The organism is Streptomyces sp. WAC04114, assembly GCF_019733245.1.
In the GTDB taxonomy this organism is placed as follows: domain Bacteria; phylum Actinomycetota; class Actinomycetes; order Streptomycetales; family Streptomycetaceae; genus Streptomyces; species Streptomyces massasporeus_A.
Genome location: NZ_JAIGQA010000062.1, coordinates 21,192 through 37,438, shown reverse-complemented (window position 1 = coordinate 37,438; position 16,247 = coordinate 21,192). Strand labels below are relative to the sequence as shown.

The window sequence follows — 16,247 nt, the reverse complement described above, 5'->3', positions numbered from 1 at the left end:
GGGTGGGCGGGACCGCCGGATCCGGCATGGTGTGCGTTCCCTCCATCCAGCACCGGCTCCAATGGATGAAACGTACACTTCGCAGTCGCTTTCCGGCCACCTAAGGTCAGTCCTCGTCAGCCACCGGCGACACCGATCGAAGGAGGCCCTCATGGCCGTCGACTACGCCGTCATCGTCGTGTATCTGGCCGCCATGCTGGCCATGGGCTGGTGGGGCATGCGCCGCGCCCGCTCCAAGAGCGAGTTCCTCGTGGCCGGCCGCCGCCTCGGCCCGGCCATGTACTCCGGCACGATGGCCGCGATCGTCCTCGGCGGCGCCTCCACCATCGGCGGTGTGGGCCTCGGCTACCAGTACGGCCTGTCCGGCGCCTGGATGGTCTTCACCATCGGCCTCGGCCTGCTCGCCCTGTCCGTCTTCTTCTCCGCCCGCATCGCCCGGCTGAAGGTCTACACCGTCTCCGAGATGCTCGACCTGCGCTACGGCGGCGGCCGCGCCGGGATCATCTCCGGTGTCGTCATGTGGGCCTACACGCTGATGCTCGCGGTGACCTCGACCATCGCCTACGCCACGATCTTCGATGTCCTGTTCGACATGAACCGCATGGTCGCCATCGTCCTCGGCGGCTCGATCGTCGTCGCGTACTCCACCCTCGGCGGCATGTGGTCGATCACCCTGACCGACATGGTGCAGTTCGTCGTGAAGACCATCGGCGTGCTGCTCCTGCTGCTGCCCATCGCCGTCGTGAAGGCGGGCGGGTTCAGCGAGATGAAGGCGCAGCTGCCCACCGAGTACTTCGACCCGCTGGGCATCGGCGGCGAGACGATCTTCACCTACGTGCTGATCTACACCTTCGGCATGCTCATCGGGCAGGACATCTGGCAGCGCGTCTTCACCGCCCGCGGCGACAGCACCGCCAAGTGGGGCGGCACCGTCGCCGGCACCTACTGCCTCGCCTACGCCCTCGCCGGTGCCGTCATCGGCACCGCGGCCAAGGTGCTGTACCCCAAGCTCGGCAGCCCGGACGACGCCTTCGCCACCATCGTCAAGGACGAACTGCCCGTCGGCGTGCGCGGCCTGGTGCTGGCCGCCGCCCTCGCCGCGGTGATGTCGACGTCCTCCGGCGCGCTGATCGCCTGCGCGACCGTCGCCAACAACGACATCTGGTCCCGGCTGCGGGGCCTCGGCAAGGCACCGGCCGGAAACGCGGACGACCACGACGAGGTGAAGGGCAACCGTCTCTTCATCCTGATCATGGGGCTCGCGGTCATCTGCACGGCCATCGCGATCGACAACGTCGTGGAGGCCCTGACCGTCGCCTACAACCTCCTCGTCGGCGGACTGCTGGTGCCGATCCTGGGCGGGCTGGTCTGGAAGCGCGGCACCGTGTACGGCGCCCTCGCCTCCGTCGTGGCCGGCGGACTCGCGGTCGTCGTGCTGATGGCGGCCTACGGCATCCTCGCCAACGAGCCGGTCTACTACGGCCTGCTGGCCTCCCTCGCCGCCTACGTGGTCGTCTCCCTGGCCACCCCCGCCACCGACGCCGCCGTCCTCACCGCCTGGCGCGACCGTCTCGCGGGCCGGCCTTCCGAACTCGCGTCCGAACCGGCCCCCGTCTCCCAGTAGAGTCGTAGACCAAGCGGTGCATAGCAGTGCAGACGCGATGAAGCGTAGGAAAGAGAGCATTTCTTCATGAGCAGCAACGAGACTCCGCGCGGGCCCGTCGACTCCTCCCGCGTCCCCCGGTACGCGGGGCCGGCGACCTTCGCCCGGCTGCCCCGGCTGGACGAGGTCGGCCGGGCCGATGTCGCCGTCGTGGGCGTGCCGTTCGACTCGGGCGTCTCGTACCGGCCGGGCGCCCGCTTCGGCGGCAACGCGATCCGTGAGGCGTCCCGGCTGCTGCGCCCGTACAACCCGGCGCAGGACGCCTCCCCGTTCGCCCTCGCCCAGGTCGCGGACGGCGGCGACATCGCCGTGAACCCGTTCAACATCAACGAGGCCGTCGAGACCGTCGAGGCCGCCGCCGACGACCTGCTCGGCACCGGCGCCCGCATGATGACCCTCGGCGGCGACCACACCATCGCGCTGCCGCTGCTGCGCTCGGTGGCGAAGAAGCACGGCCCGGTCGCCCTGCTGCACTTCGACGCCCACCTCGACACCTGGGACACCTACTTCGGCGCCGAGTACACGCACGGCACCCCGTTCCGCCGCGCGGTCGAGGAGGGCATCCTCGACACCTCCGCCCTGTCCCACGTCGGCACCCGCGGCCCGCTCTACGGCAAGCAGGACCTGACCGACGACGAGAAGATGGGCTTCGGCATCGTCACCTCCGCCGACGTCTACCGGCGCGGCGCCGACGAGGTCGCCGACCAGCTCCGCCAGCGCATCGGCGACCGGCCGCTGTACATCTCCATCGACATCGACTGCCTCGACCCGGCCCACGCCCCCGGCACCGGCACCCCCGAGGCCGGCGGCATGACCTCCCGCGAACTGCTGGAGATCCTGCGCGGCCTGGCATCCTGCAACCTGGTGTCGGCCGACGTCGTCGAGGTGGCCCCCGCGTACGACCACGCGGAGATCACGTCGGTGGCCGCGTCCCACACCGCCTACGAACTGACCACGATCATGTCGCGCCAGATCGCCGCGGCCCGGAAGGACTCGGAAGCGAAGTGACTCACGACCACGACCTGGTGCTGCGCCCCACGCCCGCCCAGACGGAGGCCGCCCTCAATCCTCCTCCCGGCCGCAACGGCGGAGACCTGGTCGTGGAGACGCTGGCCGGGCTCGGCGCGACGACCGTCTTCGGACTGCCCGGCCAGCACGCGCTCGGCATGTTCGACGCGCTGCGCCGCTCGGACCTGAGGTACATCGGCCTGCGGGTGGAGAACAACGCCGGGTTCGCCGCGGACGCCTACGGCCGGATCACCGGTGAGGCCGCGCCGCTGCTGCTGTCCACCGGCCCGGGGGCCCTGACCTCCCTGGCCGCTCTCCAGGAGGCGGCGGCGGCCTCCGCGCCCGTGCTGGCGATCAGCAGCCAGGTCCCGACGGCGGGCCTGGGCGGCGGCCGGCACGGCTACCTCCACGAACTCCCGGACCAGGCCGCCTCGTTCCGCGGCGTGGTCAAGTCCGTCCACACCGTCCGCACCCAGTCCCAGATCCCCTCCGCGATCGAGGCGGCCTGGACGTCGGCGCTGACCGTCCCGCACGGCCCGGTGTGGGTGGAGATCCCGCAGGACGTGCTGCTCGCCGAGACGGCGATCCCGGTCGTGACCGGCGGCGACGCCTTCCCCGAGGAGCTGCCGCCGCGCCCCGAACTGACCGCAGTGGCCGCCCACTTGCTGTCTCATGCCGAACGCCCGGCGATCATCGCGGGCGGGGGAGTGGTCCGGGCGGACGCCTCCGGCAAGCTGCGGCAGCTCGCCGAGCTGATCCAGGCACCGGTGGTCACCACCCCCGGCGGCAAGGGCGCGTTCCCCTGGAACCACCCGCTGTCGCTCCAGTCGTGGATCGAGGACCGGCACACCACCGACTTCCTGGAGGATGCCGACGTCCTCCTGGTCGTCGGCTCCGGCCTCGGTGAACTCTCCTCGAACTACCACACGTTCAAGCCACGCGGCCGGGTCGTCCAGATCGAGGCCGACCTCGGCAAGCTGGAGTCCAACCACCCGGCGCTGGGCATCCACGCGGATGCCCGCCTCGCGTTGCAGGCGCTGCTGGAGACGGCGCCGGCCCGTGAGGACGCGACGGCCGAGGACCGGGTCCGGGAGGTCCTGGCGAAGGTCGGCGAGCGCCTCGCGTCCCAGGAACTCACCCTGGAGCAGGACGTGCTGGCGTCCGTCCGCAGCGCGCTCCCCGCGAATTCCCCGTCCTTCTGGGACATGACGATCCTGGCGTACTGGGCCTGGTCGGCCTTCGACGCCAAGGGTCCCAACCACATGCACTCCGCCCAGGGTGCGGGCGGCCTCGGCTACGCCTTCCCCGCGGCACTGGGCGCGGCGGCGGCCGATCCGACCCGGCCGGTCCTCGCCGTCTCCGGCGACGGCGGGGCCCTGTACTCCATCGCCGAGCTGGCGACGGCCCGCCAGTACGACCTGAACGTCACCTGGCTCATCGTGGACGACGGCGGCTACGGCATCCTGCGCGAGTACATGAACGACGCCTTCGGCGAGGCGACCGCGACGGAACTGGCCCGGCCCGACTACGTGGCCCTTGCGGAGTCCTTCGGCGTCCCCGGGGTCCGGACGACCCCGGAGACCCTGGAGCAGGACCTCGCCAAGGCGCTCGCGGAGCCCGGGCCTTCGGTGGTCCTGCTCCCGGCCGTGCTGCGGATGTTCGCGCCGACGCACCTGGGGTGAGCGAGGTCCCGGCGGACTTCAGGCCGTCGCGGACCATCGCGGCGACGATGAGGACGTGGCGGTCGGCGGCCGTCCCGCGTGCCCCTGGGCGTGAGGGATCCCGCCCCCCACCTGCTCACTGATCAGGAACGGTCAGTGGAACCAGAAGAGCAGCGTGTCCGGGTTGGTCCCGAGCTGCCGCGCGCTCTCCCACTCCTGCGCCTCGAACCGCATGGCGTCGATGAACCGGCGGGCCGCGCCCCGGAATTCGGGGTCGAGGCGGTCCAGTACGCGCGTGTAGGCCTCGGCGAGGTCGGCGGCACGGCCGGCCGGCAGCGTGCCGATCGCGGGCACCGCGTCGCCGGGGTGGGGCAGCCGCAGCGGCGGGCCGCTGAACAGGAACGTGCCCGGAAGGAGGTCGAACGGCACGCCGTGCCGGGCCAGTTCGTCGTCCATGGCGCGGAACCACACCGGCCGGCGCCAGGCGCCGAGGTCGGTGGGGTCGGAGAAGTGCGCCGCTACGGCCTGGTAGAAGGCGTAGCTGTACGCGGGGCAGAGATCGGTGCTCGGGGTGCCGTCGATCAGCTCGTCCAGGGCCCGGCTGATGGAGACGTCGAGGTCGATGCCCTGCTCCCGGAAGCGGGCATCGGTGCGCTCGCACTCCGTGCGCACCCGGGCGAGTGTGCGCTCCTGCCGCTCGGTCCGCTCCACTGCCGTGAGCAGCCGCACCACCGTTCTCATGTCGCCGGTGCTCATCTCGAGGCAGTAGCCCACCGCTGCGTTTCCCTTCACCCGTTCGCCGGACACCGGTGTACATGATCGGGGACGCGGGAACGGCCCCGGACCGAGTGGCCGGGGCCGTTCGACGGTGTGCGGGCGCGTCGGGTCGGCTGACGTCGGACGCGTCCAGGCGGTAGACGGCCGACTGGCCGGACTGCGAAGAGGATTCGGAGCCGTTGCCGGAGTCCGTACTCGTACTGTTGCTGTAGTCGCTCTCCTTCATCGCGGTGCTGCGCCAGGCCTTCCGGCTCGGCCTCCGGTAACGACTCGTACAAGCCTTCACCACCCCTACAACCATTCGCCCGGGTCCGGAAGTCATGGGTGGCATGACTTCTGGGATATCCCGCCGCGCGAGAGTGCTCGCGGCGGCCGTGGGTACGGGCGTTCTCGTGCCGCTCGTCGCCACCGCCACCCCCGCCGCCGCTGCCCCGCCGGCCGTGACCTGCACGTCCGCCAAGGCCGGGCTCGCCGCCAAGCTGAAGAAGGACATCACCGCCGCGCTCGCCACCCGCAAGGGCACGGTCGCCGTCGGCCTCTACGACCGCAGCACCAACACCACCTGCACCCTGCGCGCGAGTTCCGCCTACGACTCGGCCAGTGTCGTCAAGGTCACCGTCCTCGCCGCGCTGCTGTGGGACGCGAAGAAGACGAACCGGTACCTCACCGACCGTGAGAACACCCTCGCGAAGGCGATGATCACCAAGTCGGACAACGCGGCGACCTCCACGCTGTGGAAGCAGCTCGGCATGACGAAGATCAAGGGCTTCCTCAGCGCCGCCGGCATGACCCAGACCAAGCCCGGCGCGAACGGCTACTGGGGTCTGACGCAGATCACCGTCACCGACGAGCAGAAGCTGCTGAAGCTCCTCACCGCCAAGAACGCGGTCCTCAGCGACAACTCCCGCGCCTACATCGTCAAGCTGATGGGCCAGGTCGTCTCGTCCCAGCGCTGGGGCACCCCGTACGGAGTGCCCGCGGGCGTCTCGGTGGCCGTCAAGAACGGCTGGCTGCAGCGCTCCACGAACGGCTGGCGGGTGCACAGCGTCGGCGCGTTCAAGGGCGGCGGCCACGACTACGTGATGACCGTGCTGTCCCACGGCAACAGCACGATGAACTACGGCATCGCCACCATCCAGGCCGTGGCAAAGGTCATCCACAAGGATCTGGCGGCGAGCTGACGGGCCCTAGCCGAGGACGTCCAGGAACCTCCTGACGATGGCGAGGATGGTGTAGAGCGCGGGGGGAAGAATGTTTTCCATATCCGGGCAAACGATCACAAGGCGGGCGAATGGCTCTCCGTGTGACCGACTCACCGGAACGGCCGACTCGGCAGAACGGCCGCCCTTCCCCCGGTCACATCTCCCAGCCCAGCAGCGGAACACGGACCCCGGTGAGCAGGGCCAGAGCCAGCACCGCCGACAGCAGCAGCACCGCGGCGAGCCGCACGACGGCGAGGGCGTCCACGAAGGTGCGCAGCGGCTGCCAGGGCAGCAGACGCAGCGACCAGGTCACCGGCACCGAGACCGCGAGGAGCAGGGCCAGGTGCGCGATCTCCGCATCTCCGGACATCTGGCGCGGCGCGCTCGGATCGAGGTCGTATCCCTCCGCGTACATGCCGAAGGCGAGCAATCGCCAGCACAGGGCCGCGCACAGCGCCGCCACACTCTCGGCGGCCGCGAAGCGCGGCCGCCGCGACACCTGGACGAACGAGGGCACCATGATCAGGGACCCTAGTCCGGTCCTAGGTCCTCGGTCGGGTGTTCCTCCTTCCTTGGTCGGTCGGGCGGCGCCGCGGGATGAAATCCGCCCCCGCGCATGTTGACGCCTTCCGGCAGCTCAGGACGGACGGAAGGCACCGGTGTGACACCGAAACGGGGATGGGCACGACGACTGTGGGCCTATGCGTGGCGCCACCCGAAGGACGTCGTACTCGCCCTCGGATCCTCGCTGGCCGGCATGGCCGTGATGGCCCTCGTCCCGCTGATCACCAAGGTGATCATCGACGACGTCGTCAGCGACCACACCAGGGACATGACCACCTGGGCCGGCCTTCTCGTCGCCGCCGCCCTGGTCGTCTACGTCCTCACCTACGTCCGCCGCTACTACGGCGGCCGTCTCGCCCTCGACGTCCAGCACGACCTGCGGACCGAGATGTACGGCACGATCACCCGGCTCGACGGCCGCCGCCAGGACGAGCTGTCCACCGGCCAGGTCGTCGGCCGCGCCACCAGCGACCTCCAGCTGATCCAGGGCCTGCTCTTCATGCTCCCGATGACCATCGGGAACTTCATGCTCTTCCTGATCTCCCTGGTGATCATGGCGTGGCTGTCCGTGCCGCTCACCCTGGTCGCCCTGGCCGTCGCCCCCGCCCTGTGGTGGATCGCCAAGCGCAGCCGCACCCGGCTGCACCCCTCCACCTGGTACGCCCAGGCCCAGGCCGCCGCCGTCGCCGGCGTGGTCGACGGCGCCGTCAGCGGCGTGCGTGTGGTGAAGGGCTTCGGGCAGGAGGAGCAGGAGACCGGCAAGCTCCGGGAGGTCGGCCGCCGGCTGTTCGCGGGCCGGCTGCGCACCATCCGCCTGAACTCCGTCTACACCCCGGCCCTCCAGGCCGTCCCCGCGCTCGGCCAGGTCGCCATGCTCGCGCTCGGCGGCTGGCTCGCGGTGCGCGGGCACATCACGCTCGGCACGTTCGTCGCCTTCTCCACCTATCTCGCCCAGCTGGTCGGCCCGGTCCGCATGCTCGCGGTGGTGCTCACCGTCGGCCAGCAGGCCCGCGCCGGCACCGAGCGCGTCCTGGAGCTGATCGACACCGAGCCGTCGATCGAGGACGGCCACAAGGACCTGCCCGCCGACGCCCCGGCGACGGTCGAGTTCGACGACGTCTCCTTCGGCTACGACGCCGACCGTCCGGTCCTCGACGGGCTGAGTTTCGAGATCCGTCCGGGCGAGACCCTCGCCGTGGTCGGTTCCTCCGGCTCCGGCAAGTCCACGGTCTCCCTCCTGCTGCCGCGCTTCTACGACGTCACCCGCGGGGCCGTCCTGGTCGGCGGGCACGATGTGCGCGAGCTGACGACACAGTCGCTGCGCGCCGCGATCGGCCTCGTCCCCGAGGACTCCTTCCTCTTCTCCGACACGGTCCGCAACAACATCGCCTACGGCCGCCCGGACGCCACCCAGGAGGAGATCGAGAAGGCCGCCCGCGCCGCCCAGGCGGACCGTTTCATCGCCGAGCTGCCCGACGGCTACGACACCACCGTCGGCGAGCACGGCCTCACCCTCTCCGGCGGACAGCGCCAGCGCGTCGCCCTGGCCCGCGCCATTCTCAGCGACCCGCGCCTGCTGGTCCTGGACGACGCGACCTCCGCCGTGGACGCGCGGGTCGAGCACGAGATCCACGAGGCCCTGAAGGGCGTCATGCGGGGCCGTACGACCCTGCTGATCGCGCACCGCCGCTCCACCCTGAACCTCGCCGACCGGATCGCCGTCCTGGACGGCGGCCGCCTCGCCGACATCGGCACCCACGAAGAGCTCCAGGAGCGCTCCGCCCTCTACCGGCGCCTGCTCACCGACCCCGACGAGCTGGGTGCGGTCTCCCCGGGCCACACCCAGCCCGCCTGCCCCCGGGAGGACACCTCCGTAAGGGACGAGCTCGACGCCGAGTTCGACGCCGAGCGCGGCGTCACCCCGCGGCTGTGGACCGGTGACCGCGAGCGCAAGGACTCCGCCCTCGCGGAGAGCCCCGCCACCCCCGAGCTGCTCGCCCAGGTCGAGGCGCTCCCCCCGGCCACCGACGTCCCCGACGTCGACGAGGCGAAGGCCGTCCAGCCGGAGGAGTCCTACGGCCTGCGCCGGCTGCTGCGCGGCTTCGGGCTGCCGCTGCTGGTCAGCCTCGCCCTGGTCGCCACCGACGCGGGCATGGGCCTGCTGCTGCCGGTGCTGATCCGGCACGGCATCGACTCGGGCGTCACCCAGGCCGCGCTCGGCGCGGTGTGGGCGGCGGCCCTGCTCGGGCTGCTGACGGTGGTCGTGCAATGGGCGGCCCAGATCGGCGAGACCCGGATGACCGGCCGCACCGGCGAGCGGGTCCTGTACTCGCTGCGGCTGAAGATCTTCTCCCAGCTCCAGCGCCTCGGGCTCGACTACTACGAGCGCGAGCTGACCGGGCGGATCATGACCCGGATGACGACCGACGTGGACGCGCTGTCGACGTTCCTCCAGACGGGCCTGGTCACGGCCTTCGTCTCGGTCGTCACCTTCTTCGGGATCATGGTCGCCCTGCTCGTGATCGACGTGCAGCTGGCGCTGGTCGTCTTCGCCACGCTGCCGCCGCTGATCATCGCCACGTTCTTCTTCCGCCGGGCGAGCGTGAAGGCGTACGAGCTGGCCCGCGAACGCGTGTCGGTGGTCAACGCCGACCTCCAGGAGTCGGTGTCCGGGCTGCGGATCGTGCAGGCCTTCCGGCGCGAGCGGGACGGCGGGCGGCGGTTCACCGAGCGCAGCCACAGCTACCGCGAGGCCCGCATCCGGGGCCAGTGGCTGATCTCGGTGTACTTCCCGTTCGTGCAGTTCCTCTCCTCGGTGGCCGCGGCGGCCGTGCTGATCGTGGGCGGGGCCCGGGTCGACGACGGGACCCTCGCGATCGGCTCGCTGGTGGCGTACCTGCTCTACATCGACCTGTTCTTCGCGCCCGTGCAGCAGCTCTCCCAGGTCTTCGACGGCTACCAGCAGGCGACCGTGTCGCTGGGCCGCATCCAGGAGCTGCTCCGGGAGCCGACGTCGACGAAGTCCGCCGACGAGCCCCTGGAGGTCCTGTCGCTGCGGGGCGAGATCGCCTTCGAGGACGTGCGCTTCGCCTACGGCGACGATGAAGAGGCCCTGGGCGGAGTCGACCTGCGCATCCCCGCCGGGCAGACCGTCGCCTTCGTCGGCGAGACCGGCGCGGGCAAGTCGACCCTCGTCAAGCTCGTGGCCCGCTTCTACGACCCCACCGGCGGCCGCGTCACCGTCGACGGCACCGATCTGCGGGCCCTCGACCTCACCTCGTACCGGCACCGTCTGGGGGTCGTCCCGCAGGAGGCGTACCTCTTCCAGGGGACCGTCCGCGACGCCATCGCCTACGGCCGCCCGGACGCCACCGACGCCCAGGTCGAGGCGGCCGCCCGGGCGGTCGGCGCGCACGACATGATCGCCACCCTGGACGGCGGGTACTTGCATGAGGTCGCCGAGCGTGGGCGCAATCTGTCCGCCGGGCAGCGCCAGCTGATCGCGCTGGCCCGCGCCGAATTGGTCGACCCGGACGTGCTGCTGCTCGACGAGGCCACGGCCGCGCTGGACCTGGCCACGGAGGCCCAGGTCAACCAGGCCACCGACCGGCTCGCGGGCCGCCGCACCACCCTCGTCGTCGCCCACCGCCTCACCACCGCCGCCCGCGCCGACCGGGTCGTCGTCATGGACCACGGCCGGGTCGTCGAGGACGGCACGCACGAGGAACTCCTCGCGCGCGAGGGCCGGTACGCGGAGCTGTGGCGTACGTTCATCGGCGCACCCGAGCCGGAGGAGCCGGTCGGCGCGTCCCGCTGACGGCGTCGCCACGCCGCGTTTTCATAACACTCGTGCAACCGTCCGACATACGTCATGCGTCCGTACAGGCGTACGCCGATGGTCGCGGAGGACGCGGTACGGGAGGACGACAGTGCACAGTGGAGCGATACGCCGGCGGCTCGCGCTCGGGCTGGCCGTGCTGACCGCGTCCGGACTGCTCGCCGTCGTGGCGCCGGGTGACGCACACGCCGCCGGCGCGCTCTGCCCCGGCCGCAAGGTCCGCACCCTGCCGTTCTCCACCGGGACCGTGCTCGTCTACAAGCGCGGCGGCTACGTCTGCGCCGTCACCCTCCCCAAGAGGCCCGGCGCCCCGCGGAAGATGTCGGTGAGCGTGCAGGCGCGCGGCAACCGTCCCGTCGTCGACGCGGGCAGGTACGCCCACCACGCGGGTCCGGTGACCGTGCACGCCGGGCGCCGCTGCGTCTGGCTCAAGGGGCAGGTCGGCAGGGGGAAGTACAGCTCCGGCTGGATCCTCTGCTGACACCCGCGCCCGGTGAACACGCCCCCGCGCACAGGGTTTTCCCTATGTCCCCTGGTGCTCCGGTGAGTTGGTCCGCTAGCTTCCGGCGCACATCTGTCTCACAGGGGAGTGCGCATGCGCAAGGCGCTCAGATGGCTGCTGGCGCTCACGGTGCTCATAGGCACACTGGGCACGGCGGGAGCGGCCACCGCCGCCGACGCCGCCGGCACCACCGACATCAAGGAGAGGCTGCTCTCCATACCGGGCATGAGCCTGGTCGAGGAGAAGCCGTACACCGGCTACCGCTTCTTCGTCCTGAACTACACGCAGCCGGTCGACCACCACAAGCCTTCCAAGGGCACGTTCCAGCAGCGCATCACCGTGCTGCACAAGGACGTCTCGCGCCCGACGGTGTTCTTCACCAGCGGCTACAACGTCTCCACCACGCCCCGCCGCAGCGAGCCGACCCAGATCGTGGACGGCAACCAGGTCTCCCTGGAGTACCGCTTCTTCACCCCCTCCCGGCCCGCCCCGGCCGACTGGTCCAAGCTGGACATCTGGCAGGCGGCCAGCGACCAGCACCGCGTCTACAAGGCCCTGAAAGGCATCTACGCGAAGAACTGGATCTCCACCGGCGGTTCGAAGGGCGGCATGACCGCCACCTACTACGAGCGCTTCTACCCGCGGGACATGGACGGCGTCGTCGCCTATGTCGCCCCCAACGACGTGGTGAACAAGGAGGACTCGGCCTACGACCGCTTCTTCGCCCGCGTCGGAACCAAGGAGTGCCGCGACAAGCTGAACGCCGTGCAGCGCGAGGCGCTGGTGCGCCGCGAGCCGCTGGAGAAGAAGTACGCGGCCTTCGCGCAGGAGAACGGCCTCACCTTCACCACCATCGGCAGCCTGGACAAGGCCTACGAGGCGACCGTCCTCGACTACGTGTGGGGCTTCTGGCAGTACAGCCTGCTGGCCGACTGCGACCAGATCCCGGCCGACGCCAAGAACGCCACCGACGAGGCCATCTGGGACTCCGTCGACACGATCTCCGGCTTCTCCGCCTACGCCGACCAGGGCCTGACCACGTACACGCCGTACTACTACCAGGCCGGCACCCAGCTCGGCGCGCCGACCATCCACTTCCCGCACGTCGAGAAGCGGTACATCCGCTACGGCTACCAGCCGCCGCGCAACTTCGTCCCCCGGGACATCCCGATGAAGTTCCAGCCGTCGGCGATGCGCGACGTGGACACCTGGGTCCGGCACAACGCCCGGCAGATGCTGTTCGTCTACGGCCAGAACGACCCGTGGGGCGCTGAGCCCTTCCGCGTCGGCAAGGGCGCCAAGGACTCCTACGTCATGACCGCCCCCGGCATGAACCACGGCGCCAACGTCGCGGGCCTGGTGCCCGAGCAGAAGGCCCTGGCCACCGCCCGCATCCTCGACTGGGCCGGTGTCGCCCCCAGCGCGGTGCAGGCCGACCCGCAGGCGGCCAAGCCGCTGGCGAAGTTCGACGCCAAGCTCGACAAGCGGGACGTGCAGCGTGAGATGACGCTGCGCCCGTAACCGCCCGCCGCGGTGCACCCGACCGCCCCTCGCCTCCGGGACCGAGGGGCGGTTCGCATGTCCCTGCGCCCGAGGGTGAATGCTCCGTACGGTGACCGGATGGACAGTTCCGTCGTCTTCAACGTCGTGACCACGGCCATCGCCGTCGTCGCAGTGGTGACCTCCATTGTGTTCAGCGTCCGGCAGGCCCGCACCGCGAAGCACGCCAACCACATATCGGTGCTGGCCGATCTGCTCAGGGAGTTCCGGTCCGCGGAGTTCCACGAGCAGCACGACTACGTGTGCACCCGCCTCGGAGCCGAGCACGACCCGGCCGACGGAGTACGCGGGTTACCTGCCGAGGCCAAGGCGGCCTTCTGCAGCGTCGTGTACTACTACCAGTCGTTCGCCAACCTCGCCGTCTTCGGCCTGCTCGACCAGACCCTGCTGGTCACGGTCCTGCGCACCCGGATCGTCTCGGTCTGGAAGGCCGTCCGGCCGTTCGTGGAGCGGGAGAGGGAGCTGCGGGGCGAGGGCACCAGCGGAACCTATCTGTCGTCCTTCGAGGAACTGGCCCGACTGGCGGCAGAGCTGCCCCCCGAGCACGTCCGCGACCAGATGGCCGAGGCCCGGCGGCGACTGTCACGCAGGGGGCTGTTGGGCTGAACCGGGGGTTGGCCGACGCCCGCTCACAACGGCCGGGCACATCCCACCGGCCGCTTCCCGCCCAGCCGGACGTACAGCGCGGTCGAGCCGGGGCAGTCGGCCCGCTCGGCGACCGCCTCGATCACCTTGTACTGCGGATCGCGCCGTCCCGTGCCGTCGCAGGCGGTCTCGCGGACCTGCCCGTCGCCGGAGCCGTAGACGCAGTCGCCGACGATCGTGCGGGGCCCGCCCCCGCCGCCCGGGTCACCGGGGTGCGGCGGCTGGAGGTTGCGCATACAGGCGTAGCCCCGCGGGACCGCCCCGTCGCCGTCCTCGTCGGATCCGGGCCGCTGCTCGCTGATGTGCAGCACGAAGTCGGTGGTCGACGGGCAGCGCGGCCCGTCCCGCACCGTGCCGTCGTGCCGTGCCGCGACCCGGGCCGCCGCCCGCTCACCGGCGCACGGCACCTCGGTGAAGCTGGTCGTGCCGAACGAACTGCACTCGCCGACCCCGAGGAAGACCGCCCCGAACCCCGACGGCCGGGTCGGTGCCGGCGACACCGGGGCCCTCTCCCCGGCCCTCCCGCTCGTCTGCTCGGTCAGCCGGCCGTCCTCCGCCACGCCTCCCGCCGGACTCTGGCAGCCGGTCAGCAACGCGCCGAGCAGGACCAGGAGCCCACAGACCACCCCCACACCACTTCGCTCACGCATCGCCGTACCCCCCCGAGTGTGCTCGCCAAGCGTGACCCGCCGTAGCGGGCGCACGCCAGGCACACGGGGCGGTTTGCGCCTGTTGGGGGTGGTGCGCCCGGGCTGTGGCGTACGTCTAGTACGACAGTCCGTAGCCGACGGGGTACAACACCTGCTCCGGATCATCCGCCCGCTGCACCGGCACCGGCAGCTTCCCGCGTGGCTTCACCCGCCCGGCGATCACTCGTGCGGCGGACCGCAGTTCGACGTCGGTCCAGGAGTAGGCGGCCAGACAGGCCGGCGCGGACGGCAGCTGGGCCACGTCGTAGGGGTTGCGGATCGCCACCGCCACGACCGGCCGCCCGGTCGCCACGAGCTGCTCCACCAGCGTCTTCTGGGCGCTGCCCGCGGTGACGTTGTACGTGGCGGCCACCACCGCGTCCGCCTCCCGCGCCGCCGCGACCGCCTTCGCGATCGTCGCCGCCGACGGGGCCGTGCCGGTGGACAGCGCCGTGGCGGTGAAGCCCAGTTCGCTCAGCGCGCCCGCGAGCACGCCCGTGGGCGGTCCCGTCGTGCCGGACGGCGACGCCGGGTCCGCCCCGACGACCAGCACCCTGGGGTACCGGCGGCGCGACAGCGGCAGCAGCCGCCCCTCGTTGACGAGCAGCGTGGTCGTCCGCTCGGCGATCCGGTCGGCCGCCGCCAGATGCGCCCGGGTCCCGACGGTCCGGTCGACCCCGCCGTGGCCGACGTACGGCGAACGGAACAGTCCCAGCTTGGACTTCAGCCGCAGCACCCGCAGGATCGACGCGTCGAGCCGGGCCTCGGTGAGCTCGCCCTCGCGCACGGCGGTCAGGACGGCGTTCCAGGCGAGGTCGAGGTCGGGCGGGTTGAGCAGCTGGTCCACGCCCGCCTTCAGGGCGAGCACCGGCACCCGGGCGTCGCCGTACTTGCTGCGCACACCCTCCATGCCGAGCGAGTCGGTGACCACGACTCCGTCGTAGCCGAGGCGTTCGCGCAGGATGCCGGTGAGGATCGGGCGGGAGAGGGTGGCCGGGTCGCCGGAGTCGTCGAGAGCCGGGACCATCAGGTGCGCGGTCATGATCGAGTCGATGCCGGCGGCGATCGCCGCCTTGAACGGCGGTGCGTCGAGCTTCTCCCACAGCTCCCGGCTGTGCGTGATGGTGGGGAAGCCGGTGTGGCTGTCGACGTTGGTGTCCCCGTGCCCGGGAAAGTGCTTGGCGGTCGCGGCGACCCCGGACCCCTGGTACCCGGCGACCTCGGCGGCCACCAGCGCGGACACCGCCCGCGGGTCGGCGCCGAAGGACCGTACGCCGATGACCGGGTTGGCCGGGTTGACGTTCACGTCGGCCACGGGGGAGTAGTCCTGCCGGATGCCCATCGCCCGCAGCTCGGCGCCCGCGATCCGGCCGAGCGTCCGGGCGTCGGAGCGCGACCCGCCCGCTCCGACGGCCATGGCCCCCGGGAACAGCGTCGCGGGCTTGCCCACCCGGGTGACGATCCCGTGCTCCTGGTCGGTGGAGATGAGCACGGGCAGCCCGCGCGGCAGCTCCAGGGAGGCCTTCTGGATGCCGTTGGAGAGGTCGGCGACCTGGTGCGGCTCGCGGGTGTTGTGCGCCCAGGCGAAGTAGATGATGCCGCCGACCCGGTACTTCGCCAGCAGCTCGGCGGCCGTGCGGACCCCGATCTCCTTGAGGTTGGCGTCGATGTCGGCCTGGTCGGGGGCGGTGGCGGAGTGGCCGTAGACCCGCATCACGAAGAGCTGGCCGACCTTCTCCTCCAGCGTCATGCGGGAGACGAGGGCGCGCAGCCGGCCGTCGTCCGGGGCGGCGGCGTGCGCGGGCCCGGCGGCCGCGAGGGCGGCGGTGACGCCGGCCGTGGCGGCGAGGACGGTGCGTCTGGAGGGCTGGGCGGTGTTTCCCGTGCTTCCCGTGCCGGTGTCGTGCACGTGCGCTCCTTCCGGAGGTGATCCGCTCGGATCCACTGAAGGAAACTTCCAAGAGGTCACCAATATCCGGGAAGTTTCTGCCAGTCAAGGGAGCGCGCAGCAACCGCGAAGGACCGCCACCGGCGCGGTTGGAGGGGGGCGCGCCGATGGCGGTGGGGCCGCCTGCCGCGGTACGGCGGAGAGGGTGGTCAGCGATCGCAGCCAGTGGCGAGGGCCGACACCGCACCGC

Annotated in this window: 12 protein-coding genes; 8 read left to right on the top strand and 4 right to left on the bottom strand. The window is 71.4% G+C overall.

Annotated elements, in window-relative coordinates:
• Positions 1–151 precede the first annotated feature (151 nt).
• From K4G64_RS18465 to K4G64_RS18455, 3 genes are all read left to right on the top strand, one after another.
• A complete protein-coding gene (locus K4G64_RS18465) occupies positions 152–1,624 on the top strand; it encodes a sodium:solute symporter (RefSeq protein WP_221757117.1) in 1,473 nt (490 codons plus the stop codon).
• Between the two features lie 66 nt (positions 1,625–1,690).
• Entirely contained in the window at positions 1,691–2,671 is a 981-nt protein-coding gene (speB, locus tag K4G64_RS18460) for an agmatinase (protein WP_221757116.1), read from the top strand.
• Positions 2,668–4,353 (top strand): thiamine pyrophosphate-binding protein, encoded by a 1,686-nt coding sequence (locus tag K4G64_RS18455; RefSeq protein WP_221757115.1) that lies wholly within the window; start codon positions 2,668–2,670, stop codon positions 4,351–4,353. The genes speB and K4G64_RS18455 overlap by 4 nt, the downstream gene beginning before the upstream one ends.
• 132 nt (positions 4,354–4,485) lie before the next feature.
• On the opposite strand, the gene K4G64_RS18450 is transcribed toward K4G64_RS18455, so the two are convergent.
• On the bottom strand, positions 4,486–5,088 hold the full coding sequence (locus K4G64_RS18450) for a hypothetical protein (RefSeq protein WP_260460616.1): 603 nt from the start codon (positions 5,086–5,088) through the stop codon (positions 4,486–4,488).
• A 350-nt stretch (positions 5,089–5,438) separates the two neighbouring features.
• Here K4G64_RS18450 and K4G64_RS18445 point away from each other — a divergent pair, with 350 nt between their 5' ends.
• Positions 5,439–6,290 carry a serine hydrolase gene (locus K4G64_RS18445; RefSeq protein WP_221757113.1) on the top strand — a complete coding sequence of 284 codons (852 nt, stop codon included), beginning with the start codon at positions 5,439–5,441 and terminating at the stop codon, positions 6,288–6,290.
• A gap of 175 nt (positions 6,291–6,465) precedes the next feature.
• Here the strand turns inward: K4G64_RS18445 and K4G64_RS18440 are convergent, their stop codons facing one another.
• A complete protein-coding gene (locus K4G64_RS18440) occupies positions 6,466–6,831 on the bottom strand; it encodes a hypothetical protein (protein WP_221757112.1) in 366 nt (121 codons plus the stop codon).
• 141 nt (positions 6,832–6,972) lie between these two features.
• Between K4G64_RS18440 and K4G64_RS18435 the strand changes: the two genes are divergently transcribed.
• The 4 genes from K4G64_RS18435 to K4G64_RS18420 all read left to right on the top strand — a co-directional run bounded on the left by K4G64_RS18435 (position 6,973) and on the right by K4G64_RS18420 (position 13,381).
• Entirely contained in the window at positions 6,973–10,692 is a 3,720-nt protein-coding gene (locus K4G64_RS18435; protein ID WP_221757111.1) for an ABC transporter ATP-binding protein, read from the top strand.
• Positions 10,693–10,804: 112 nt separating this feature from the next.
• Complete coding sequence (locus tag K4G64_RS18430; protein ID WP_221757110.1) at positions 10,805–11,194, top strand: hypothetical protein; 390 nt, start codon at positions 10,805–10,807, stop codon at positions 11,192–11,194.
• Positions 11,195–11,308: 114 nt separating this feature from the next.
• Positions 11,309–12,736 (top strand): S28 family serine protease, encoded by a 1,428-nt coding sequence (locus K4G64_RS18425; protein WP_221757109.1) that lies wholly within the window; start codon positions 11,309–11,311, stop codon positions 12,734–12,736.
• A 99-nt stretch (positions 12,737–12,835) separates the two neighbouring features.
• Complete coding sequence (locus K4G64_RS18420) at positions 12,836–13,381, top strand: hypothetical protein (RefSeq protein WP_260460615.1); 546 nt, start codon at positions 12,836–12,838, stop codon at positions 13,379–13,381.
• 23 nt (positions 13,382–13,404) lie between these two features.
• Here the strand turns inward: K4G64_RS18420 and K4G64_RS18415 are convergent, their stop codons facing one another.
• Entirely contained in the window at positions 13,405–14,070 is a 666-nt protein-coding gene (locus K4G64_RS18415) for a hypothetical protein (RefSeq protein ID WP_221757107.1), read from the bottom strand.
• 115 nt (positions 14,071–14,185) lie between these two features.
• The gene (locus K4G64_RS18410) at positions 14,186–16,018 is read right to left on the bottom strand and encodes a glycoside hydrolase family 3 protein (protein WP_221757106.1); all 1,833 of its coding nucleotides are present in this window, start codon (positions 16,016–16,018) and stop codon (positions 14,186–14,188) included.
• Between the last annotated feature and the right edge of the window lie 229 nt (positions 16,019–16,247).